We start from the raw sequence: 21,884 nt of genomic DNA, 5'->3' as shown, positions 1-21,884 counted from the left end.
GGCGGCATGCACCCGATCAGCCCTTCACCGCGCCCGCGGTCAGCCCCTCGGTGAGGAAGCGCTGCCCGAAGGCGTACATGACCACCACGGGGATGCTGACGAGCAGCGACGCGGCGGCGAGTTGTCCCTGCGGCACGACGTCCCCGGCGATCATCGACTGCATCCCCACCGGCAGCGTCTTGTACTCGTCCTTGGTGATGAACACGAAGGCGAAGAGGAATTCGTTCCAGGCGTTGGTCAGGGTGAAGAGCGCGACCGCCAGCAACCCCGGCTTGGCCAGCGGCAGCACCACCCGGCCGAACGCCTGGATGCGGGTGCAGCCGTCGACGAGCGCGGCCTCCTCCAACTCGACGGGGATCGACGAGAAGTACCCCACCAGCAGCCAGGTGGCGAACGGCAGCGTGAACGTCGGGTACGTCACCACCAGAGACCACAACGAGTCGGTGAGCCGCACGCCGATGAGCATCTGGTAGAGCGGGATGAACAGCAGCGCGCCCGGCATCACGTAGGTGAGCAGCACCGTGACGGTGAAGCCCTGCGCCCCGCGGAACCGCAGCCGGGCCAGCGCGTACCCCGCCAGGGCGGCGCAGACCAGTGCCACCGCGGTGGACGCCGCGGACACCAGCAGGGTGTTGAGATACCAGCGCCCGAACGGCTGGTTGTCGAACAGCGCCCCGAACTGTTCCAGGGTCCACGGCGTCGGCCACAGGTCGTCGGCGCGCATGACGACCTGGCCCTCGGACTTGAAGGCCGTGACGGCGATCCAGTAGAGCGGGCCCAGCACGAAGAAGAGCAAACCGGCGAGTGCGACCCAGGATCCCAGGCCCGACACCACTGACGACGACCGGCGACCGCCCCGCGACTGGAGGGTCGAGACCACCCGGCCGACCGCCGCCGCGATCAGCAGGATCACCGCGAGGACCACCGCCGCCTTCCAGAAGATCTCCGGCGATGCCCAGGCCAGCAGGCCGGTGACCACCGCGGCGACCACCCACGGCAGCGCCCTGCGCGCCGTCGGGGCCCACCGCCTCGTCCCGACCCGCCGCACGGCTCGACGCCGCCGGGGCAGTTTGCGGGTGGTGTCCGGGCGCAACAACCGGACCAGCACGAACACCAGCCCGCCGATGATCGGCAGCATGACCAGCGTGGCCGCCGCGCCCGCGCCGTACTGCAACTGCAAGATCGCCTTCGAGTACGCATTGAGCACGTACGGCGCGGTCACGTCGCCCGGACCGCCCTGCGTCAGCAGCCAGACGAGGTCGAAGTTGTTGAACGTCCAGATCGACGACAGCGTCACCGTCACGGTGATCACGTGGCGCAGTCCGGGCAGCGTCACGTTGACGAAGCGCTGCAACGACGAGGCGCCGTCGATCGTCGCCGCCTCGTACAGGTCCGCCGGGATGGCCTTCAACCCCGCGAGGAAACACACGGTGAAGAACGGCACGCCCTTCCAGACGTTGACGAGGATCACCGACGGCATGGCCAGTGACGGGTCGGAGAGCCAGCCCGCGGGCCAACTGTCGACCAGGTGCGCGCTGGCCAGCAGCGGCCCGATGCCCGAGGCGGTGAGCAGCGTGTTGACGCTGCCGAAGATCGGGTCGAGCAGCGCGCGCCAGCTGAACGCCGTCACCACGGTCGGCACCACCCAGGGCAACAGGAGCAGCCCGGCCAGCACGGCCCGCCCGCGGCGTCGGTGGTGCAGCAGCAGGGCCGCGGACAGGCCCAACACCACCTTGAACACCTCGGCGTACGCGGTGAAGACGAACGAGTTCACCACGCCCGTGTGGAACTGCTCGTCGCCGATGAGGGAGAGGTAGTTGCCCAGGCCGACGAACACGGTGTCCTGCCCGTGCCGTTCGGTGGTGCTGGTGACGATCGAGCGGACGATCGGCACGATGACGAGACCGCCGACCAGCAGCGCCATGGGTGCCAGGAACAGCGCCGCCATCTTCCAGTCACGACCCAGCCGCCGCTGGGTCGCCGTGAGGGAGCCGGACCCCGGCGGCGTGGAGCTCCGCGCCGCCGGGACCCGTGCCGGACGGACCGATCTCACTGCGGCAGCCCCTGCTGGTTGAAGATCTGCACCATCTTCGCGTGGGCGGCCGTCACGGCCTGCGCCGGCGCCGTGCCCTGCACGATCTGCTGCATCATGTCGGTGAGGACGTAGGCCGACCCCACCGCCTGCTGACCCGCGCTGGCCTTCTGCGGGAAGGTCAGGCCGTTCTTCGTGTTCAGCGGCAGCTTCAGTTCAGTGATCCTGCGCAGCATGGGGAATGCCGGGTCGCCGCTCGTGAAGAACGGGTCGGCGTCCCAGACCTTCTGCCAGGCGGGCATCACCAGGCCGGGCGCCTCCTTGGCCACCCCGAGCAGCGCGGGCGCGCTGACCAGGTACTGCGCCAGGAGCTTGGCGAGCGCCGGGTTCTTGGCACCCTTGAAGACGACGAAACCCTGCGACTGGCCGAGCAGCAGCGGATTGTTGGTCGCCGGCCCGATGCAGTCGGAGAACACGTGGGTGTTCGCGTGCACCGGGTTCTTCTTGGTCCGGGAGTCCGCGTAGACGCTGAACTGGTTGCGGGTGTAGCCGAGGACGCCGGCGAGCCAGTTCTCGTTGTTGCTGGTGTCGGTCCAGCTGGCCACCCCCGGTGGCAGCATCGGCTTGTACTTGGCATTGGTGTAGATATCGCCCAGGAAGGTCGCCGCCTGCACCGTTTCGGGGGAGTCGAACGTGACCTTCCTGCCGTCGTTGGAGGCGATCGACCCGCCGTAGGCGTTGATCAGCGCCTCGATCATGCCGTTGCCGTCACCGGAGCGGTTCACCGTCATGCCCCAGCCGAACCGGCGTTTGGTCGGATCGGAGATCTCCAGGCACAGATCCCGCAGCTCCTCCCAGCTGTAGATGTCCTTGGGAGTGATGCCCTTGTCCTGCATCCAGTCCTTGCGCAGGAACGACCCGATCCCGATGAAGTGGTACGGGATCGCGAACCACTTGCCGTCGAAGACGCAGTAGTTCTTGGCCTCGGCGCAGGGTTCGCCGTACTTGGCGGTCAGCGCCTGGACGACGTCCGTCACGTCCTCCAGGTCACCGAGCGCCTGGAACTGCGCGACGAACCGTGAGTCGGTCATGAACGCCAGGTCACGCGCCACCCCGCCCTTGACCTCGGCGTCGATCTTGGCAACCACGTCACCGGCGTCGGCCTGGACCAGGCTGTTCTCGATCTTCGTCCCGGTGGTCTCGGCGAACTTCTTGACCGAGCTGTCGAGGGCGTCGTTGGCCGCCGTCGAGTACAGCTTCTGTGACAGCATCCCCATCGAGGAGCCCTTCATCGACGCCGCGGCGTCGACCAGCTCCTGCGGAACGTCCGGCTGCACCTTGCTGGGTGAATCGGAGCCGTCCCCACACGCGGCCAGACCTGCCGCGCCGAGCACCCCCACCCCCATCCCCAGAAAGCCGCGCCGGGACCACGCCGGATTGTCCTGCATGGACATTCGCCTCCTTCATCTCCCCGCACCGCTGCACGCCGAAGGCGCGCTTGACGAAAACCGCGATCCTCGTGTTCCAGGTGTGTCTCGATGCCGGCGACCACGGGTGCGCCGCCCGCGTCGATCAATGCGTCCGCGTACTCGTTGGTGGGGTTGGTGGGGTTGCCCCGGTGGCGTCGCTGGCCGGGTGGCGCGACAAGCACGAGGCATGCGGCGACCGGGCCGAGTTGGTGGCGCTGGCGTTCCAGTTCGGTCGGGTCACGGACCACCGCCGTTCGAGATTTCGAACTGAGTTCGAGATACCGCATCGAGTGGACGCGACGCTAGAGCAACGCCACAACGGATGTCAATGTTTCGATACTGTTTCGGCCGAAACGACAAGTTGGCTATCGACGCTGGGCCCGGTAGCCCATCCGGGCGGACAGCGCGGCCGCGCCCTCGCGAACCAGCCCGGTCCACCGCACGTGCGCCTGCGGGGTCCAGCGGATGATCGGTGCGGACAGGCTCATCCCGGCGATGGTCGCACCGGAATGGTCCCGGACCGCCGCGGCGACGCAGCGCATGGCGCTGTCCGACTCGCCGATGTCGACCGCGACGCTCTCCGCCCGGACACGTTCGAGATGTGCGCGGAGGCGGTCCGGGTCGGTGATGCTGTCCGGCGTCATGCCCGGCAGAGCACCCTTCGTCAGCACGGCGTCCAGACCCGCCTGATCGAGCTCCGACAGCAACACCTTGCCCACCGCCGTGCAGTGGGCCGGCAGTCGCCGCCCGACCGCGGAGACCATCCGGACCGGGTGCGTGCTGTCGAACTTGACGAGGTAGATGACATCGGCGCCGTCGAGCACGGCCACGTGCACCGCCTCGTCGCACGCGGCGGCCACGTCCCGCGCGACGCACTGCGCCTCGCGGACCAGGTCGAGCCGGCCGGCGAACGCCGCGCCGAGCTGGAACAGCGGCATGCCGAGCCGGTACTGCACCGGCTGACCCGGGACGGAGATCAGGTACGAGCGGGCCTCAAGCGTGACGAGTAGTTCGTGGACGGTGGTGCGGGGCAGGTCGAGCCGCTCCATCACCTGGCGGGCCGACAGTTGGGGGTGGTCCAGGAACAGTTCGAGGATGTCGAGTGCGCGGTTGACCGCCGATACCACACGGGGCATGTCGATAGTCCCTTCGAAATGCCGGACCCGTGTCAACGAGATCCACACGGACCAGCACCTGAAGAGGATAACTGCGTCAGCGCCCGGCCCGTCTGCCACGGCAGATGGAAGCCTGGCATTATGCCTGGAGCGCCAGCCCACCCTCGGTCAGGCCGATGCCCAAAAGGTGCCAGATCACGATGACCTCTGCCAAAGAACGCATGCCCCGGGTCGAATCACTGACCGGGCTGCGCTGGTTCGCCGCGTTCGCCGTGTTCCTCTTCCACGCGAACCAGATCATCAGCCTGCCCACGGTCTACGGCATCAAGCTCGGGGACTTCTTCCGATTCGGCGACGCCGGGGTCACGTTCTTCTACGTCCTCTCGGGCTTCGTGCTGACCTGGTCGTTCTCCCCCAAGGTGAACACCTCGACGTTCTACTGGCGTCGGTTCGCCCGGGTCTGGCCCGCGCTCCTGGTCAGCACCATCATCGCCTGGGTGAGCCTCAACCAGGTCTGGGAGCACTCCTGGAAGCGGACCCTGCTGAGCCTGTCGCTGACCGAGTCGTGGTTTCGCCCGGCGGACTTCCTCGTCGCCAACCCGGTGGCGTGGTCGGTCTCCTGCGAGGCCTTCTTCTACCTGCTCTTCCCGTTCGTCATCCGGCCACTGCTGCGGCTGCGGCTGCCGGCGCTCGCGATCATCGCGGCGGCGGGCCTGTTCATCGAGTGGGCCTACTGGTTCTTCGTGCAGGATCTGATCGACCCGAAGCAGTACTGGATCCAGCTCTCCTGGTTCCTCCGCTTCCCGCCGATCCGATTCATCGAGTTCCTGCTGGGGATGATCGCCGCCGCCGCGCTCCTCCGCGGGTGGCGACCGAGGATCAACCTGTGGCTCGCCCTGTCGACGGTGCCCGCATCGGTGCTGTTGCTGTGGTGGGGCACCGAACAGCGCTGGTGGGGCGCGCACTGGTCGCAGCAGGGGCTGGTGCCGGCCTGCGTAGTCGTGGTGCTCGCGGCGGCGATCCGCGACGTCTCCGGGCGGCCCTCGATCTTCCGGAGCAAACCACTTGTCGCCCTCGGCGCCTGGTCCTACGCCTTCTACCTGGTCCACCTGTCGGTCATCCACTGGCTGATGGGCCCGGTGACGCCCAGCGCCGCGACCTGGGCGAACCTCAAGGTCCTGCTGATCTGGACGGTGATGGGCATCGCCCTGGCGTGGGCCTGCTACCGGTGGGTCGAACACCCGGTGGAGCGGTTCCTGCGCAATCTCTACCCGCGCCGCGTGCCGCCCGCACCGCCGGCGCCGCCCGCACCCCAGGCACCGGAGGAGCCGCAGGAGTTGGCCGCGGTGTCCGAGCAGCGCACCGAAGTCGTCCTGGCCGGGCACGGCGTCCTGACTGAGGAAATCGAACCCGGCCTCTATCGGAGCACCGGAAGCTTCGACGTCCGGTGATCGTATGGCTCAACGGCACGCACGGGGTGGGCAAGACGACGACCAGCGCGCTCGTGCAGCACCTGATCCCGGACTCCCGGGTGTTCGACGCCGAGAAGGTCGGCGAGACGCTGATGGACATCACGCCGGGGCTGCCCGAGACGGACAACTTCCAACACTGGCCGCCGTGGCGGCAACTCGTCGTCGAGACCGCCCGCCGCGTGCTCGACTACACCGGCGGCACGTTGGTGATACCCATGACTGTCCTGGTCGAGCAGTACTGGCGCGAAATCAGTACGGGCCTCGCCCAGCACGGCATCCCGGTAAGGCATTTCGTCCTCCACGCCGACCAGGACACCCTTCGCCGGCGAATCGAGGGAGAACACCCCGTTCCGTCGCCGTTCCGTCTCACGTACCTCAAGCCCTACGCCGAGGCGGCCCGCACGTGGCTGCACGCCGAGGCCGTGGTCGTCGACACCACGCACCTGACTCCCGCCCAAGCCGCCACGGAGATCGTGCGACAGGCCCTAGGGAAGCCCAGGGGCCCGAGGCGCACGGAGCGTCAGGCTGCGGCTCGGGCCAAGCCGGCCCTGGCCAGTGTTGACCCCCGCGTCGGGCCCGGAGCGTCCACGCCATCGCGGCCACCGCCGTCCGGGTGAAAGGCTGAGCGCGTGGGGCTGAACAAGGAGACAGCGGCAGCGCTTGCCGATGCGCGCCTGATCGAATGGCAACGCCTCGGCTATGGCGAGTTGCGCGAGCTGCTCGACGAGAAGGACGTACGCCAGGTCGTCGGCGAGGACGGCAAGCGCTACAGCGTCGTCAGCTACGCCCTCGACGACGGCGACGGGCGTATCCGCACGTCGGTGGCCGTGGATGACGGGGCCGGATCGGCGTTCGTGCCGTTGGTGCGAGATCAGGTCATGAATCCGGATGGCACGTTCGTCGAGTGACGGCTTCGGCGTCAAGGCAACGATCGGCCGTCGTTGAGCTGCGCGAGTCGTAGGCCTGGTCGACGTCTTGCTCGTGGATCAGGCGGCGAGATGACGCTGTGACCGCAACCCCGATTCGGCTGGCGACCGGCTGCCGTTATCGTCGCTGACGAATCGCGGCCGACGTAGATCAGCTTCGCTGGTCTGGACCCGGGGGCGGACATCAACCCGGGCACCGGTGGTCGGGTAGCCTGAAGCGCAGAGGGCTGTTAGCTCAATGGTAGAGCTGAGGACTTTTAATCCTTAGGTTCTGGGTTCGAGTCCCAGGCGGCCCACCAACGGTTCGACCAGCCGGCGAGGGGTCCCAACCGCACCTGCGGCTCGGACCCCTTCCGCAGTCAGTCCGACGGCTGCTGCTGCTCGGGCTCGATATCGTCAGAGCGCCAGCGGTCGGCTGGTCACAGGAACTCGCTGCGGTAGGTCGAGGCCAGTTCGGTGGCGCGGCGGCGGCGTTCGGCGAGTTCGTCCGGGGAGAGCTGCGGCGGCGGTGCGTCCTTGCCCGCGACGACGTCACCGATGCGGGTGAAGTACTCGTCCTGCCCGGCCGGGGTGCACATGCAGAGCATGTGGGCCGGCGCACCGGAGTTGTTGCGGAAGTTGTGCGGTGCGTTGGCCGGGATGTTGATCGTGGAGCCGGCCCGCACGACGTGCTTCTCGCCGCGGAAGGTGAACTCGATCTCGCCCTCGAGGATCGTGAACATCTCCTCGAAGTCGTGCCGGTGCGGCGGCGGGCCGCCGCCGTCGGGGATGCGCATGTCGATCAGGCAGTACGCGCCGTTGGTCTGCTCGCCCGTGATCAACATGCCGTAGTTGTCTCCCGCCAGGGAGATATGGGTCGTGTCGGGATCGTCGGGATTCGCCACGGTCAGCGAGCGAGTGGGATCGTCGTCGGGAATCATGGAAATCGTCTCCTGGAGTGTGCTGTCGGTTGGTTCGATCGGCCGGGCGACGACGCGTCCCCGGAGGCAGCTCGACGGGCTGCTTGTTGATCCTCATGGAAAGCACCGTCACGTCGCGTGCTTTCCGGTGGCTGGCCGGGACTGCTACAGCCGCGGCTCCTGCGCCTCGGCCGCCTGCACGCACCGGTCCAGGGCGGCCGCCAGGTAGCGGCGCCACAGGGGGGCGAAGGGGCCGGCGAGGATGGGGCGCCGGCCGGGGAGCGGCTTGAACTCGTAGGTCCAGCGGATGAGGGTGCCGTCTCCGTCGGGGTTGAAGTTGAACTCGCCCCGCACCCCGGACGCAAGGCGGGAGAGGACGTTCGTGAACCCGGTCAGCTGGTACGCGAAGATCGAACCCTCCGTGTACTCGGTCAACTGCTCGCTGGCCTGTGACCCGTCCTCGAACTGCGGGTTACGGGTGGGGCCGACGTGATCCCAGGTCTCCGTCTGGTTGGCCACGCCCTTGACGCCGGGGAACGGCCCGACCCGGTGGAAGACGCTGGGCAGGTCGATCGGCGCGATCACCCGGAACGCGGTGGCGGGCGCCACCGGGGTGCGTTGCTGGACCGTGATCGAAACCGTGCGGTCGGTCCGGCTGATGAGCAGCGGTATGGCCGGAGTGCCTGACGGGTTGGTGCGGCTGTCGGTCATCGGGTGTCAGGCCGTGGGCGCGAGGACGACGGTCTTGCCCGGCAACTCGCCCGCGCCGGCCCGGGCGTGGAGTGTGGGCAGGTCGGCCAGCGCCACCCGCTGGGCGACGTCGACGACCAACTCTCCGGTGCTGATCCGAGCGGCCAGGTCGGCGAGTTGGTCGGCGTCGCTGCGGACGAACAGGTCGATGCCCCGCACATCGCGCGCCTCGTCCGAGGGGGCGGGCATCCAGACTGTGGTGTTGACCAGGGTGCCGCCGTCGCGGATCAGCGTGACCAGCGCGGCCAGCTGTTCCGGGGAGACGGGCGCGAGATTGAGTACGAGGTCGACCGGCTCGGTCACCGCCGCGGTCACGTCGGTGGTGGTGTGGTCGATCACCTCGTCGGCGCCGGCAGCCTTGACCCGCTCGGCGCTGCGTGGGCTGGCCGTGGCGATCACGTGGGCGCGGACCTCCTTGGCCAACTGCACCGCGTATCCGCCGACCGCTCCGCCGGCGCCGTTGATCAGCACCCGCTGGCCGGCGGTCAGCTTGCCGTGGTCGAACAGCGCCTGCCACGCGGTCAGGCCCACCAGCGGGAACGCCGCCGCGTCGGCCAACGGGATGTTCCTGGGTGCCCCCGTCAGGATCTCCGCCGGCGCGATCACATATTCCGCGGCCGCCCCGGTCCCCGTCATCGGCAGGAAGCCGACGACACGGTCGCCGACCGCGACGTCGTCCACGCCGTCACCGAGCGCGTCGACAGTGCCGGCGACATCGAGACCGGGAGTGTGCGGCAGCTCCACCGGGATCGGGCCCTGCATGTAGCCTGCGCGGATGTTGCCGTCGACGCCGTTGAACGACGTCGCGGCGACGCGGATCCGGACCTGCCCGGCGCCGGGGGTGGGCTGCTCGACGTCCTCGTAGCGGAGGACCTCAGGACCGCCGAACTCGTGGAAACGTACTGCCTTCATCGCTGAACCTGCCTCGGTGAGCGCCGTCGATGGACTCCGCACTCGAAGCGCTTGCGACGCAGGGATGCTCCCTGCGGTCTGCTTCGAGTTGCGAAGGCATCCAGCCCCGCCTCACCGGAGCCGCCCGGAGGCAGCGACTGGATCCGCGTTCGCTGGAGACGTCACTTACCTTCACAGGATTTGGTGCGGTTAACCTGGGCCGGGCTGGCCCACCTTGATGACTGTCGGTGCCCCGGCGACGCCGACGATCTCCGCGAGACGCGCCGCATCGGCCGAGCCGGGAGCCGCGGTGAGCAGCAGAGCCGCCAGATCGTCGCCCGGGATGGCGAGCAGGCTGCCGACGAGCGTGACGGCGCCGCCGTCCGGATGAATGAACGCGGCACTGCTCTCGTAGGCCGCCACCGGTCGTGGCGCGCGCCACAGGGTGTCGAACAGGCGGCTTCGGCTTCGCATCTCGTCCACCAGCGTGGCGAGCGACGCGTCGGCGGGGTAGCGCAACAGCGCGCTCTTCAGCCGGGCAGCGAGGATCGATTCGTGATCGGTCGCGTCAATGGTGGACTGCTTGAAGCCGTTGAACGGATCGCAGAACGTACGCCACGCGATGTTCCACTCCCAGGGTTGCCCGGTGAGTTCCCAGTGCCCCAGAGCCATGAACGCGCTGTTCACGGCGACGAGGTTCATCGCCGCGTCGGAGACGAACATCGGAGTGTCCGTGAACCGTTCCAGCAGCCGCATCGCGCCCGGACCGATCTCGTTCGGCACCTGGCCGTCCGCGGCGGCGTACCCGGCCAGCGCGCAGAGCCGCTCGTACTCCGCCCGCCCGATCCGTAGCGCCCGGGCGATGGCGTTCACCACCCCGGCGGACGGGTGGCTGCGCCCCTGCTCCAGCCGGCGTACGTAGTCCGCGGACATCCCCGCCAGCTCGCCGAGCTCCTCCCGGCGCAACCCCCGCACCCGCCGACGGCCGATCGGCAGCCCGACAGCCGCAGGCGGCGTGCTCTCCCGCAACTGGCGCACCGCGGCACCGAACTCGTGACGTTCCACAGCCCAATTGTGCCCGGGAAATCCGGACGTGCCCGAGCGGTGTCGACGGGTCCTGCCCGCACCCAAGCCCTGCGGCCCTTACCGGGTGGGCGGTTGAGCGGCTGCTGGGCGGGTACGGGGTCGAGCATGCGGATCGTGGTGGTGGGGGCGAGTGGCAATGTCGGTACGGCGGTGCTGCGGCGGCTCCGTCAGGAGCGGGACGTGGAGCTGGTCGGGGTGGTCCGACGGTTGCCCGCGCCGGATGCCGGTGAGCCGTACGACCAGGTGCGGTGGCACTCCTGCGACATCGGGGCGCCGGGCGCGGCGGGGCAGCTCGCCGAGATGTTCGCGGGTGCGGACGCGGTGGTGCACCTGGCCTGGCAGATCCAGCCCAGTCACGACCAGCGGGTGCTGCGTCGGACCAACGTCGAGGGCAGTCGAGCGGTGTTCGACGCGGTGCTCCGGGCCGGTGTGCCGGCGGTGGTGTACGCCTCGTCGGTCGGCACCTACGCCCCCGGCCCGAAGGACCACCCGATCAGCGAGCGGTGGCCGACCACGGGTGTGCCCGGCTCGTCGTACAGCGAGCACAAGGCGGAGGTCGAGGCGCTGCTGGACGGGATCGAGCGTGATCACCCGACGCTGCGGGTGGTGCGGATGCGACCCGGGTTGATCTTCCAGCGGGCCGCGGGAACGGAGATCACCCGCTACTTCCTGGGTCCGCTGGCGCCGGTGCGGCTGCTGCGCTTCGGCCGGATCCCGCTGGTGCCGACGAACCGTCGGCTGCGGATGCAGGCGGTGCACGCCGACGACGTGGCCGATGCGTACACCCGGGCGGTCTTGGGTGATGTGCGCGGTGCTTTCAACGTCGCCGCGGACCCGGTGCTCACCCCGGAGCTGGTGGCTCGGCACTTCCACGGTTGGACGGTGCCGGTCGCCGCGCCGGTGCTGCGGGCGGCGGCGGCGCTGACCTGGCGGGCGCGGCTGCAGCCGGTCGACGCGGGCTGGGTGGAGTTGGGCCTGAACGCCCCGCTGATGTCCAGCGAGCGGGCGGAGACCGAGCTGGGTTGGCAACCCAAGATCAGCGCGCTGACGGCGCTCAGGGAACTCTTCGCCGGCATGGCCGACGGCGACCACACGGCAAGCCCACCGATGTCCGGCGCGCCGAACCTGCCCGGCCGCCCCGCCGCCCTCCTCCAGGCCCGCCCTCCGGGCCAGGGAAACCCCTACTGACCTCCGATCAGCTGAGCTTGGAACCGGTGACCGTGGGGTTCTGGGCGCCCAGGAAGAAGATGCCGGGGAAGCCTCGGGTCTCGAACTTGCCGCTGGGGTTGCGGCGCAGGGTCGAGTTTTCGATCCGCATCGTGCCGGTGCGGTTGTTGCTGACGAAGAAGACCGCGCCGCCGCCCTCGTTCGCCCGGTTGTTCTCGATGATCGTGCCGGCGATCCGCACGGTGAACTCGTTGCCGTCGCAGTAGATGGCGCCGCCGCTGCCGCCGCCGGGCGTGCCGGACTTGGCCGGGTTGGCACCGCTGCCGATCGCCTCGTTGTGGCTGAGCACGCTGTTCAGCACGACCCAGGAGACGCCGATGCTGCTCAGCGCGCCCCCGTTGGAGCAGGAGCCGCCCTGGCCGGCTGCGCCGCCGAAGGTGCTGCTCACCACGTACACGGGCTTGTTCTCATACTGGCTCAGCACCCGGATCGCCGCGCCGCCCAGGTCGGGGCCGGTGCGGTCGCAGCGGTTGCGGACGAAGCGCGAGTTGACCACCTTGAACCGCCCGCCGCGTACGAAGATGGCACCACCGCCACCACCCTCGGCCTTCTCGCCCGTGGAGTTGCCGTCGGCGAAGGTCAGGTTCTGCACGGTGAGCTGCGGGTGGTCCTGGTTCTGGCAGTGCGAGGTGGTGAAGCCCTGGGCCTCGTCGCAGGTGTTCAGGTAGAGGATGCGGCGCTGCCCCTGACCGCTCAGGGTGACAGTGCCGCCGCCGTCCAGCACGACCTTCGGCCCGTTGGCGTTGCGGACCTTCGCGGTGGCGGTCATCTTGATCGTCACCGGGGCGGGCCCGCAGTTGAACGTGATGACACCGCCGGCCGCGACGGCCTGCACGACCGCCGCGGAGGTGCAGCTCGCCGGGGTGCCGGTGCCGATGGTCCGGGTCGGCTTCGAGGTGTCCACCGCCCGCGCCTCGGCCGGCACGGTGGCCGTGCCGTTCGGGTTGCCGGCCGCGAGCACCTTTCCGGCGGGCTTCGGGCTCGCGCTGGCCCCCGGGCCGCCGAGACCGTCGCGGGTCTGCGGTGCCTCGGCCTGGGCACTCGTCGGCGGGGCCACCGGCGCGGCGGACGCGCCGGGCTGGAAGGCCGGGGTCGGGTCGTCGGCCGCACAGGCGGGCAGGGTCGCCGCGGCGACACCGAGGACGAGGAGGGCGGCAACCGACGTCATGCGCACCCCGTGATGCTAAGGCCTGTTCCACCCGAGCTGGCCAGCCCGCTGCGGAGCGCTCAGGCGTGGGAGAGGGCGAAGGCGGTCAGGAAGCCGGCGACAGTGATGAGACCGACGAGCAGATGGGCGTTCTCGAACGCCTCCGGGACCATGGTGTCGGTGATCATGGCGAGGATCGCCCCGGCGGCCAGCGCCGTGATTCCGGCCAGCACCTCCGGCGGTGCCCCACCCAGCACCGTGTTGCCGAGCAGTGCGGCCGCACCACTGATCAGCGCGATGCCGATCCAGAGCAGGAAGACGTACCGCCGGGACCGGCCGGCCTGGCGCATGCCGGCCGCGCTGGACAGGCCCTCCGGCACGTTGCTGAGGAAGACCGCCGCCACCGTGACCAGGCTGACCGTGCCCCCGCCGAGCAGGCTCGCGCCGATCACCACGGATTCCGGTACGCCGTCCAGCAGCGCGCCCACCGCGATCGCCGACCCCGAGCCGGGCTGCTCACCCTCGGAGGGCTGCTGGTCGCCGGAGCGCTTCCGGTGCCGCGCGCCGTGCCGGGCGAGGGCCACGTTGGCCAGGGTGTAGACGACCGCACCGCCGCCCGCGCCGAGCGCCGTGGGCAGCAGCCCGCCCTGCGCGTGCGCCTCGGCGATCAACTCGAACGACACGGCGGAGAGCAGCACACCCGCCCCGAACGCCATGATCGACGCGATGACGCGCTGCGGCACCCGGGCGAACCAACCGACCGCCGCCCCGACCAGCAGGGCCGACCCGGCCAGCAGCCCCCACCCACCCGCCTGTAACCACTCCGGCATTCGCGGGACCGTACCCACAGCCGCCGGGACGACAAACCCAGTTGTGAGGAAGGCTCAGAAGTCGGCGAAGACGTACGGCACCCGGCGGGGAAAGACGTCCCGCAGCTCCGCGGCGGCGTCCACCGGCACCTCGCCCAACCCCCGCAACGGCAGCTCGGCCGGATCCAGCACCCCGTACGCCAGGGCGGAGAGCCCGGCCGCGGTGAGGGTGGCGGTCGGCGCGCGGCCGGCGGTGTCGGCGACCAACTCCAGCGCGCCGGTCGTGCCGTCCAGCAGGTGGGTGCCGGCCAGCCAGCGGTCCCCGGTCAGCTCGATCCGTACCCGACCGGGGCCGGCCGGCAGCCCGCCCAGCGCGTCAAGCGACAACAGCCGGGCCATCGGGGCGGACGTACCCGGCACGGCGACGCGTGCCTCGACGTGCACGTCCAGGTCGGTCAGCCACAGCTCCGGCAGCTCGTCCGGCGGGACCTGCACGGTGATCCGGTCGACCTGGTCGACGTGCCGGGCGAAGAACTGCAACAGCAACACCCGCGCGAGCGGATCGGCGACCAGCAACTCGTTGCCGTGCAGCGTGCCGCCGTGCTCGTCGATCCGGTAGGTCACCGCGCCGGTGACCTCGCCGTCGACGCGGGCGGTGAGCAGCCAGTACTCGTCCCGCTCCCGCATCCCGTCCGCCCGGTAGTCCGGAAAGAGCGCGAAGCCGTGCCGCTGCGTCAGGCAGCGCTCGGTGAACGCGCGCCACGCCGGATAGCCGGTGCCGATGCGTTCCCAGCCGACCTCGCCGGGCAGCTCCGCGCGCAGCAGCGAGCCCAGGTGGGCCGGCGAGAAGGTGACCCGCCGCGGCTTGGGCAGCCCGACGTAGCCGAACCGGGCGTAGAAGCTGGGCCGGAACGGGTAGAGCGTGCTGACCGGGTGCCCCTCGTCGCGTACCTCGTCGAGGAGTTGGTGCAGCAGTGTCCGGACGTGCCCCTGCCGGCGGGCCAGCGGGTGGGTGGCGACCCCGGCGACACCCGCCATCGGCAGCACTTTCCCGCGCAGGTTCTGCCGCATCGGAATGGACGAGGCGGCGGCCAGCGTGACGCCGTCCTCCTCGGCGATCAGCGTCCGGTTGCCCTCCTGGTAGGGCAGGTAGTCGCGGAACTCGTCGATCCGTGCGGCACCGAGTGGCGAGGACTCGAAGGCGTACGCGGCCAGCGGGAAGCTGGTGGTGAGACGTTCGTCGGCGGTCACCCGGCGGATGGTCATCCGCCCATCTCAACCCGCCGTGCTGGCCGGAGCAACCGGATTGGCGGTATCCGGGCCGGTCATCCCACCGGCAGGTGTCGCAGGTGCCGGCGGCGGCGCAGGCGGACGCTGACCACGGCGGCCACACCGACGACCAGCAGGACGGTGACGGCGAGCCCGTGCAGCACGCCTCGGGAGAGGTAGCCCTGGTCGGTGTGGTCCACCGCCCAGGTGGCGATCTCCCGGGTCGACCAGAACGGCGTCAACTTCGCCCCGGAGCCGGCCGGGTCGATCAACATCTGCACCGTCACCACGGTGAGCAGCAGCAGCGTCCCCTCCATCTCGCGGGGCAGCAGCGCGCCGATCAGCATCCCGAACGGCGCCGCCACCGCGACCGAGCAGAGCAGCGCGGCGGCCAGACCGCCGTACCGCAGGTCCGCGCCGTCGATCATGGGGAGCAGGAAGAACGGCACGGCGATGACCAGCCCCACCGTCCACAGGCCCAGCACCCGGCCGAGGTAGAGGTGATGGGGACGGTAGCCGGCCAGCCGCAGCCTCGGCTCCAACTCGCGGGCCGCGGTGGTGGCGAACAGCGCGGCGGTGCTCACCGCCCAACCCACACCCAGCAGCAGCGACCGGACCGACTGCCCGAGATAGGCGTCCCGCCGGATCAGGTAGAAGGTCAACGGCATCGACAACAACAGCAGGAGTACGCCCCGACGCCGCAGCAACTCTCGCAGGGTCATCTCGGCGACGACGACGAGCCGGTTCATCGACGGCCTCCCTGGACGCCTGGCGTGTGCCACCCGGTCACCTGTGCCGGGGTCAGGTCGAGCACGATGTCCACCCGGTCGAGTTGGGTGAGCAGGTGGGTCACCACGACGACGGCCGTGCCGGCGTCCCGCAACCGACCGAGCTGGTCCCAGAAGTTGACGTACGTGCCCTGGTCGAAGCCCTGGTAGGGCTCGTCGAGCAGCAGCACGTCCGGGGCGCTGAGCGTGGACATGGTCAGGTTGAGCTTCTGCCGGGTGCCGCCGGACAGGTGGCGGGCCTGCACGTCCCCGTCCGCCTCCCAACCGAGCTGCCGAGCCGCCGCCCGACCGGCCCGGCGCGCCGGCCCCCGGGCCACGCCCTGGCCGGCGCCGACGAGCACGAAATGCTCGTCGGCGAGCAGGAAGTCGGCGGTGCCGCCGGACTGTGGGCAGTAGCCGAGCCGTCCGGAGACGGTCACCGCACCGGCGTCGGGTGACATCAGCCCGGCGCAGATCCGCAGGAAGGTGCTCTTGCCGCAGCCGTTCGCCCCGACGACGGCGGCGATCTGTCCGGCCCGGACGGTGAGCGTGGCGTCGCGCAGCACCGTTCGCCGCCCGTACCGCTTGGTGATGCCCTCCGCGTGCAGCCGGACCGGCCCGGGGCGCGGTCCCGGCGCGGTGCCGATGCTCTCCACCACCGCGCCCGCGTACTGCTGGGGTGGGCCGAAGACGACCCACGGGTCGCCGCCCCCCTCGCGCAGGTGGGTGGCGGCCTCGGCGACCACGTGCCGGGCGGCGTCCGCCGCGACCCGGCGCTGGTGCAGCTCGGCGGTGAGCGTTCGCAGCCAATCGTCGGCGTTCACCGGGTGACCCCCTTCGTGACGATGTCGTTCACCGGCCCGACGAAGGCGAGCCAGGCGTTGCCGCCCGTGCGGAGTGCCGCGTACCCGTCGTCGGTGAGCCGGTAGTACTTGCGGGCCGGCCCGGCGCTGCCCTCCCGCCACTGCGCGGTCACCAGGCCGGTCTTCTGCAGGCGCAGCAGCACGGGATAGAGCGTGCCGCCCTGGATGGGCCCCACGCCCGTCGCTTCGAGCGCCTGGGCGAGCTGGTAGCCGTAGGACTCGCGGTCGGCCAACAGGGCCAGGACACAGATGTCGAGCACCCCGCGCAGCCACTGCCCGCGCCGGTCGGAATCCACGGGTCGGACAGTAGCGGCGCAAGCTAGATGGCACAACTACCTAGCGAGGCGGCCGAACCCGAGCCGACCGGTTCCGACGAACCGCCGAGCGGGATCCGGCGAGGTCAGTGGGCGACGACGTCGGAGACGACGACTGTGACGTTGTCCGGTGCGCCGGCGTGGTGGGCGAGCTTCACCAACTGCTCGCCACACTGGTGGCGATCGGCGTACATGCCAAGCGCCGCCGCGATGGCGTCGTCCTCGACGTAGTCGGAGAGCCCGTCGCTGCACAGCAGCAGCCGGTCGCCGGGGACCACGGTGAGCACACCGACCGCCGGTGGGGTGTCGGCGCCCTGCACGGCCCGGGTCACCAGGGAGCGCTGCGGGTGGTGGCGGGCCTGCTCCGGGGAGAGGGTGCCCTGGTCGACAAGTGCCTGGACGAACGTGTCGTCCCGGGTGAGCTGGGTCAGCTCCCCGTCGCGCAACAGATAGCAGCGGGAGTCGCCGACCTGGGCGAGGACCAGCGTCTCGCCGGCCAGCAGCGCCGCGGTGAGCGTGGTGCCCATCCCGTCGCGGCTCGGGTCGACGGTGATGGCGGCGTGGATGCGCTGGTTGGCGGTGCTGACCACGGCACGCAGGGCGTCCGCGGCGCCGTCCGGCTCGGTGGGCGGGGCCAGCTCGTCCAGGATCCGGATCACGATCTCGCTCGCCACCTCGCCCGCGGGCAGCCCGCCCATGCCGTCGGCGACGGCGATCAGGCGGTCACCGGCGAGGGCGGAGTCCTCGTTGTTGGTGCGGACCAGGCCGATGTCGTTGAGGATGACCGAGCGGAGGATCAGCGTCATGGGGTCAAGCTTGCCAAGAACACCCCGCCTTCGTCTCTACGCCTCCTGCGTGCGTCGAGAAATGATTGCGATTTTCGTCGACGGGCCCGACGGTGCGTGACCGATCGGCCGGGCCTCAGCGGCGCGGGTAGCGCAGTAACAGGCTGGCGGCGACCTCCTCGTCACCCACCGCCGCGTAGCTGTGCGGCACGTCGGACACCCAGCGGAGGTGACCGCCGGCCGGGGCGGTCAGCGGCGCGTCGACCGGTCCGGCGCGCAGCACCCCGGCGAAGACGGTGATGTGCTCGGTGACGCCCGGCTGGTGGGCGGGGGAAAGCTGCACCGGGCCGGGCGCGACCCGCATCCGGTACAGCTCGTAGGTCGCGTCGGTGTCGGTGAACACCTCCAGCAGGGTGGCGGTGACCGCGGCGCCGTGTGCGGTGGGCCCCGCGGTCGGCTCGGCCAGCAGGGCGGTGAACGGTACGCCGAGCTGCGCGGTGACCGCCCAGAGTGTCTCCAGGGTCGGGTTGCGGGTGCCGTTCTCCAGGCCGGAGAGGGTGGCCTTTCCGACACCGGCGAGCCGGGCCAAAGTGGACAGTGAGATTCCCCGCTCCTCGCGCAGGGCGCGGACCCGGCGGCCGACGACGGCGGGGTCCACGTCGAGGCCGGGGCGGCGGGCTGGTGGTGACTGCGGCACCCGGCTATCGTGCTACACACTGTCGTTCCGTAAACGGAACAGTTGGGGAGGGTGGCATGGCCGGACGCGTCCAACCGGTGTTGGCCGGCGTGGTGACCGCCCTGGTCGGCTTCGCCAGCTCGTTCACCGTCGTGCTGGCCGGGCTCCGGGCGGCCGGCGCGTCGGACGCACAGGCCGCCTCCGGCCTGCTCGCCCTCTGCGTGGCGTGCGGGCTCGCCGCCGCCTGGTTGGGCTGGCGGCACCGGATACCGATGAGCGTGGCCTGGTCCACGCCGGGCGCGGCGCTGCTGGTGGCCACCGGAGCGCCGCCGGGCGGTTGGCCGGTCGCGGTGGGCGCCTTCCTCGTCTCCGGTGTGCTGGTCGTGGCGGCCGGACTGTTTCCGCCACTCGGCCGTGCGGTGGCCGCCATCCCCAAGCCGGTGGCCGGCGCCATGCTCGCCGGGGTGCTGCTCCCGCTCTGCACCGCCCCGGTCCGCGCGCTCGTGGAGCTGCCCGCCGTGGCCGGGCCGGTGGTGGTCGGCTGGCTGCTGCTGCACCGCTTCGCCCGCCGCTGGGCGGTGCCCGGCGCGTTGCTGGTGGCGGTGGTCGCGATCGCGCTGACCGCGCCGCCCACCGGTCTGACCGGTGCCACGCTGGCCCCGTCGATCGTCCTCACCGCGCCGGCCTGGGAAGCGTCCGCCCTGGTCGGCCTGGCCCTACCGTTGTTCCTGGTCACCATGGCCGCACAGAACGTGCCAGGCATGGCGGTGCTGGCCGGCTACGGCTACCGGCCACCGTTCGGCGCCGCGCTGCGGGCCACCGGCCTGGCCAGCCTGCTGGCCGCCCCGGCCGGCGGGCACGCGGTGAACCTCGCGGCGATCACCGCCGCGCTGGCCGCCGGCCCGGACGCCCATCCGGACCCGGACCGCCGCTGGGTCGCCTCGGTCACCGCCGGCGCCGGGCTGGCCCTGCTCGGCCTGGGCGCCGGTGTGGCCACCGCACTTGTCGCGGTCGCCCCGCCGATCCTCATCGAGGCGGTCGCCGGGCTGGCCCTGCTGGGCGCCCTCGCCACCGCGCTCGCCGCGGCGGTGACCGACTCGGCGACCCGCGAGGCCGCCGTGGTCACCTTCGTGGTGACCGCCTCCGGGGTGACCCTGATCGGCGTGGGCGGCGCGTTCTGGGGCCTGATCGCGGGCTGCCTGATGCTGTTGCTCTTCCACCGCCGCCCACCGGCCGCACCCGCCGCGCCCGGCGACGTGCCGACGGCCAGTCCTGCCGACGTGCCGACTGGATCTCGGGGCTGAGGGCTACTCCTCGGGTGGCAGGTCGGCCACGCCCACGGCGAGGAGGACCCGGCCGTCGGCCACCGACCCGATCCGGTCGGCCGGCACGTAGACCGCGCCGGTGCGGGTCAGCTCGGTCGAGACCTTCAGGTAACCGCTGTGCAGCAGCCGCGCCGCCAGGTCGGCCGGAACGTCCGGCTCCTCGACCGCGGTCGCCTCGATCAACTCGTCCAGGCTGCTGCCCGGGTCGGCGGTCGGTGCCTGGACGGTCACCGCGTTCGGATCGGCCCGCTGGACGAGGTCCACCGTGCCGACCTCGGTGCCGGTCGAGTCGATCACCGGCATCCCGGTGGTGATCCGTGAGATGGTCGTCTGCTGCTCGCCCTGCTGGTCCATCCCAGAGCGGTTCCCGGGGCGGTGCGCCGCTAAACGCCGCCGGCAGCCCTGCGGCGGCGGGCCAGGGGGCGACGGAGCCCGAGAGGATGATGACTCTGAGGCATATTTATGCCGCTGAGTCAGCACCGATGGAGTGCACCACCGCCCCCAGGTCTGGAGTGACGGTGGGCGGCGGCGACCGCTCAGCCGTTCGGGAGGGTCCAGCTGCCCGGCGGGCGGGGGGACAGCTCCCGCCAGGTGTCCGGGCCGTCCAGGAGCGCCCGGACGGTGTCCTCGGCCTCGTCCGCACTGCCGTACTCGTAGAACCGGGAGATGCCCTCGGCGCCGCCGGCGCGCTGCTCGACGTGCCACCGGTCGGCGTCCACCCGCAGGAAGACGTCCCGCCGGGCCAGTCGCCCCCACTTCCCGTTCCACCAGTGCTTCCGCTGCTCCATGGCGGGACTCTATCGAACACACGTACGAGAAAGTGCGGCCCCTGCGGGAATCCCGCAGGGGCCGATGTGCATCCGTTCGGTCAGCGCTGCGTCGGCGGCTCGGGACGGCGGCCCAGCACGTCGTCCAGCGCCCCGCGCTGCTGGCCGGGCGTGGTGTGGCCGGCGGAGACCAGGGCGTCCCGGATCTCGGTGAGCAGCTTGACCTCCTCGCTCGGCGCGGAGGGCGGCGGCTCCTCGCCGCGCTTGCGCCGCTCGGCCAGCCGGTTCATCGGGTAGACGACCAGGAAGTAGAGCGCCGCCGCGGTGAGCAGGAAGGTGATCACCGCGTTGACGAAGGCGATCCAGTCGAACGCGATGCCGCGGAACTTTGGCGCCGTGCCGGCCAGGCCCTTGTCGCTGCCGGTGATGAGCAGCACGATGACCCGGATCAGTGGTTCGAGGAACGACTTGGTGAGCTGGGTGACCACGCCCGTGAACGCGGCGCCGATGACGACACCGACCGCCAGGTCGACGACGTTGCCGCGCATGATGAAGTCTTTGAAGCCCTTGAGCATCCGTACTCCCGAGGTGTCCGCTTTTCTGTCGGGCACAACCTATGCCCCGCCGGTGGGCTCCAGAAAAGCGCCGGCTTCGCTCGCCGCCCGGCCCGGATCGCTGGCCCGGATCGCCTCGACCAGTCGGGTGTGGTCGACGTAGCGCTCGGGCGTGAGCGCGCCCCCCATCGCCTGGGCGACAGTGCTGCGCAGGGCGGTGCCGACCGAGGCGTACAGCTCGGCGAGCATGGCGTTGTGCGCGGCGGCGACCACCGCGACGTGCAGCGCCGCGTCGGCCTCGACGAACGCGTCGACCCGGCCGCCGTGCCAGGCGGCCTCGCGTTCGGCGAGCAGGCCGTCGAGCGCGGCCAGGTCCTCCGGTGTACGCCGCAGCGCGGCGAGCCGGGCGGCCTCCACCTCGAAGGCGCGCCGCACCTCGACGACCTCGGTCATCCGGTCGTCGCCGAGTCGACGGGCGACCACCGGCGCCAGCTCGTCGGTGGACACCACGTAGGTGCCGGAGCCCTGCCGGCACTCCAGCACCCCGGCGTGCACCAGGGCGCGGACGGCCTCGCGGACCGTGTTGCGCCCCACGCCCAGCGCGGCGACCAGTTGCGGCTCGGTGGGGATGCGCCCGCCGACGGGCCACTCGCCGCCGAGGATGCGGGCGCGGAGCTGCTCGATGGTCTGCCGGACCCGGTGGCCGCGGGGCGGCACGGCGGGCTGGCCGCGGGGCGGCAC

The 21,884-nt window shown here is 71.0% G+C and carries 24 protein-coding genes and 1 tRNA gene; 6 read left to right on the top strand and 19 right to left on the bottom strand.

From position 1 onward, the window contains the following. Nucleotides 1-16: 16 nt before the first annotated feature. From AB0B57_RS13865 to AB0B57_RS13855, 3 genes are all read right to left on the bottom strand, one after another. Entirely contained in the window at nt 17-1,948 is a 1,932-nt protein-coding gene (locus tag AB0B57_RS13865; protein ID WP_357068822.1) for an ABC transporter permease subunit, read from the bottom strand. Nucleotides 1,949-2,049: 101 nt separating this feature from the next. Continuing rightward, the gene (locus AB0B57_RS13860; protein ID WP_357068820.1) at nt 2,050-3,486 is read right to left on the bottom strand and encodes an extracellular solute-binding protein; all 1,437 of its coding nucleotides are present in this window, start codon (nt 3,484-3,486) and stop codon (nt 2,050-2,052) included. A 380-nt stretch (nt 3,487-3,866) separates the two neighbouring features. Next, nucleotides 3,867-4,637 (bottom strand): IclR family transcriptional regulator, encoded by a 771-nt coding sequence (locus AB0B57_RS13855; protein ID WP_357068818.1) that lies wholly within the window; start codon nt 4,635-4,637, stop codon nt 3,867-3,869. 179 nt (nt 4,638-4,816) lie between these two features. Here AB0B57_RS13855 and AB0B57_RS13850 point away from each other — a divergent pair, with 179 nt between their 5' ends. The 4 genes from AB0B57_RS13850 (at nt 4,817) to AB0B57_RS13835 (ending at nt 7,313) form a co-directional block, all read left to right on the top strand. Continuing rightward, complete coding sequence (locus AB0B57_RS13850) at nt 4,817-6,067, top strand: acyltransferase (protein WP_357068816.1); 1,251 nt, start codon at nt 4,817-4,819, stop codon at nt 6,065-6,067. Beyond that, nucleotides 6,064-6,705 carry an AAA family ATPase gene (locus AB0B57_RS13845; protein ID WP_357068814.1) on the top strand — a complete coding sequence of 214 codons (642 nt, stop codon included), beginning with the start codon at nt 6,064-6,066 and terminating at the stop codon, nt 6,703-6,705. The genes AB0B57_RS13850 and AB0B57_RS13845 overlap by 4 nt, the downstream gene beginning before the upstream one ends. Nucleotides 6,706-6,717: 12 nt before the next feature. After that, nucleotides 6,718-6,996, top strand: a complete 279-nt coding sequence (locus tag AB0B57_RS13840) for a hypothetical protein (RefSeq protein ID WP_357068812.1) — start codon at nt 6,718-6,720, stop codon at nt 6,994-6,996. Between the two features lie 242 nt (nt 6,997-7,238). After that, nucleotides 7,239-7,313, top strand: a tRNA-Lys gene (locus tag AB0B57_RS13835). A 120-nt stretch (nt 7,314-7,433) separates the two neighbouring features. Here AB0B57_RS13835 and AB0B57_RS13830 read toward each other — a convergent pair. The 4 genes from AB0B57_RS13830 to AB0B57_RS13815 form a co-directional block, all read right to left on the bottom strand. Beyond that, nucleotides 7,434-7,934 (bottom strand): cupin domain-containing protein, encoded by a 501-nt coding sequence (locus AB0B57_RS13830; protein WP_357068810.1) that lies wholly within the window; start codon nt 7,932-7,934, stop codon nt 7,434-7,436. A gap of 144 nt (nt 7,935-8,078) precedes the next feature. Beyond that, a complete protein-coding gene (locus tag AB0B57_RS13825) occupies nt 8,079-8,624 on the bottom strand; it encodes an SRPBCC family protein (RefSeq protein ID WP_357068808.1) in 546 nt (181 codons plus the stop codon). Nucleotides 8,625-8,630: 6 nt separating this feature from the next. Continuing rightward, nucleotides 8,631-9,575, bottom strand: a complete 945-nt coding sequence (locus AB0B57_RS13820) for an NADP-dependent oxidoreductase (protein ID WP_357068806.1) — start codon at nt 9,573-9,575, stop codon at nt 8,631-8,633. A gap of 189 nt (nt 9,576-9,764) precedes the next feature. Further along, nucleotides 9,765-10,619 (bottom strand): helix-turn-helix transcriptional regulator, encoded by an 855-nt coding sequence (locus AB0B57_RS13815; RefSeq protein ID WP_357068804.1) that lies wholly within the window; start codon nt 10,617-10,619, stop codon nt 9,765-9,767. A gap of 126 nt (nt 10,620-10,745) precedes the next feature. On the opposite strand from AB0B57_RS13815, the gene AB0B57_RS13810 reads away from it, so the two are divergent. Continuing rightward, complete coding sequence (locus tag AB0B57_RS13810) at nt 10,746-11,828, top strand: NAD-dependent epimerase/dehydratase family protein (protein WP_357068802.1); 1,083 nt, start codon at nt 10,746-10,748, stop codon at nt 11,826-11,828. 7 nt (nt 11,829-11,835) lie between these two features. On the opposite strand, the gene AB0B57_RS13805 is transcribed toward AB0B57_RS13810, so the two are convergent. The 8 genes from AB0B57_RS13805 to AB0B57_RS13770 all read right to left on the bottom strand — a co-directional run bounded on the left by AB0B57_RS13805 (nt 11,836) and on the right by AB0B57_RS13770 (nt 18,518). Continuing rightward, complete coding sequence (locus AB0B57_RS13805) at nt 11,836-13,035, bottom strand: hypothetical protein (RefSeq protein ID WP_357068965.1); 1,200 nt, start codon at nt 13,033-13,035, stop codon at nt 11,836-11,838. Nucleotides 13,036-13,094: 59 nt separating this feature from the next. Continuing rightward, on the bottom strand, nt 13,095-13,844 hold the full coding sequence (locus AB0B57_RS13800; protein WP_357068800.1) for a ZIP family zinc transporter: 750 nt from the start codon (nt 13,842-13,844) through the stop codon (nt 13,095-13,097). Between the two features lie 54 nt (nt 13,845-13,898). Beyond that, on the bottom strand, nt 13,899-15,089 hold the full coding sequence (locus AB0B57_RS13795; protein ID WP_357068798.1) for a GNAT family N-acetyltransferase: 1,191 nt from the start codon (nt 15,087-15,089) through the stop codon (nt 13,899-13,901). 59 nt (nt 15,090-15,148) lie between these two features. Beyond that, nucleotides 15,149-15,841 carry an ABC transporter permease gene (locus tag AB0B57_RS13790; RefSeq protein ID WP_357068796.1) on the bottom strand — a complete coding sequence of 231 codons (693 nt, stop codon included), beginning with the start codon at nt 15,839-15,841 and terminating at the stop codon, nt 15,149-15,151. After that, a complete protein-coding gene (locus AB0B57_RS13785) occupies nt 15,838-16,683 on the bottom strand; it encodes an ATP-binding cassette domain-containing protein (RefSeq protein WP_357068794.1) in 846 nt (281 codons plus the stop codon). The genes AB0B57_RS13790 and AB0B57_RS13785 overlap by 4 nt, the downstream gene beginning before the upstream one ends. Further along, nucleotides 16,680-17,018 (bottom strand): PadR family transcriptional regulator, encoded by a 339-nt coding sequence (locus AB0B57_RS13780; RefSeq protein ID WP_357068792.1) that lies wholly within the window; start codon nt 17,016-17,018, stop codon nt 16,680-16,682. The genes AB0B57_RS13785 and AB0B57_RS13780 overlap by 4 nt, the downstream gene beginning before the upstream one ends. A gap of 104 nt (nt 17,019-17,122) precedes the next feature. Then, complete coding sequence (locus tag AB0B57_RS13775; RefSeq protein WP_357068790.1) at nt 17,123-17,842, bottom strand: protein phosphatase 2C domain-containing protein; 720 nt, start codon at nt 17,840-17,842, stop codon at nt 17,123-17,125. A gap of 115 nt (nt 17,843-17,957) precedes the next feature. After that, on the bottom strand, nt 17,958-18,518 hold the full coding sequence (locus tag AB0B57_RS13770; protein ID WP_357068788.1) for an XRE family transcriptional regulator: 561 nt from the start codon (nt 18,516-18,518) through the stop codon (nt 17,958-17,960). A 56-nt stretch (nt 18,519-18,574) separates the two neighbouring features. Here AB0B57_RS13770 and AB0B57_RS13765 point away from each other — a divergent pair, with 56 nt between their 5' ends. Continuing rightward, nucleotides 18,575-19,801 carry a benzoate/H(+) symporter BenE family transporter gene (locus AB0B57_RS13765; RefSeq protein ID WP_357068786.1) on the top strand — a complete coding sequence of 409 codons (1,227 nt, stop codon included), beginning with the start codon at nt 18,575-18,577 and terminating at the stop codon, nt 19,799-19,801. 3 nt (nt 19,802-19,804) lie between these two features. Here AB0B57_RS13765 and AB0B57_RS13760 read toward each other — a convergent pair whose 3' ends face one another. From AB0B57_RS13760 to AB0B57_RS13745, 4 genes are all read right to left on the bottom strand, one after another. After that, nucleotides 19,805-20,176, bottom strand: a complete 372-nt coding sequence (locus tag AB0B57_RS13760; RefSeq protein WP_357068784.1) for a hypothetical protein — start codon at nt 20,174-20,176, stop codon at nt 19,805-19,807. Nucleotides 20,177-20,358: 182 nt separating this feature from the next. Beyond that, nucleotides 20,359-20,610, bottom strand: a complete 252-nt coding sequence (locus AB0B57_RS13755) for a hypothetical protein (protein ID WP_238642919.1) — start codon at nt 20,608-20,610, stop codon at nt 20,359-20,361. Nucleotides 20,611-20,690: 80 nt separating this feature from the next. Beyond that, on the bottom strand, nt 20,691-21,164 hold the full coding sequence (gene mscL, locus AB0B57_RS13750; protein ID WP_357068963.1) for a large conductance mechanosensitive channel protein MscL: 474 nt from the start codon (nt 21,162-21,164) through the stop codon (nt 20,691-20,693). Nucleotides 21,165-21,203: 39 nt separating this feature from the next. Further along, nucleotides 21,204-21,884 (bottom strand): FCD domain-containing protein, encoded by a 681-nt coding sequence (locus AB0B57_RS13745; RefSeq protein ID WP_357068782.1) that lies wholly within the window; start codon nt 21,882-21,884, stop codon nt 21,204-21,206.

Source organism: Micromonospora sp. NPDC049101, assembly GCF_040648675.1.
In the GTDB taxonomy this organism is placed as follows: domain Bacteria; phylum Actinomycetota; class Actinomycetes; order Mycobacteriales; family Micromonosporaceae; genus Micromonospora.
This window is presented reverse-complemented; position numbering and strand designations above follow the sequence as displayed.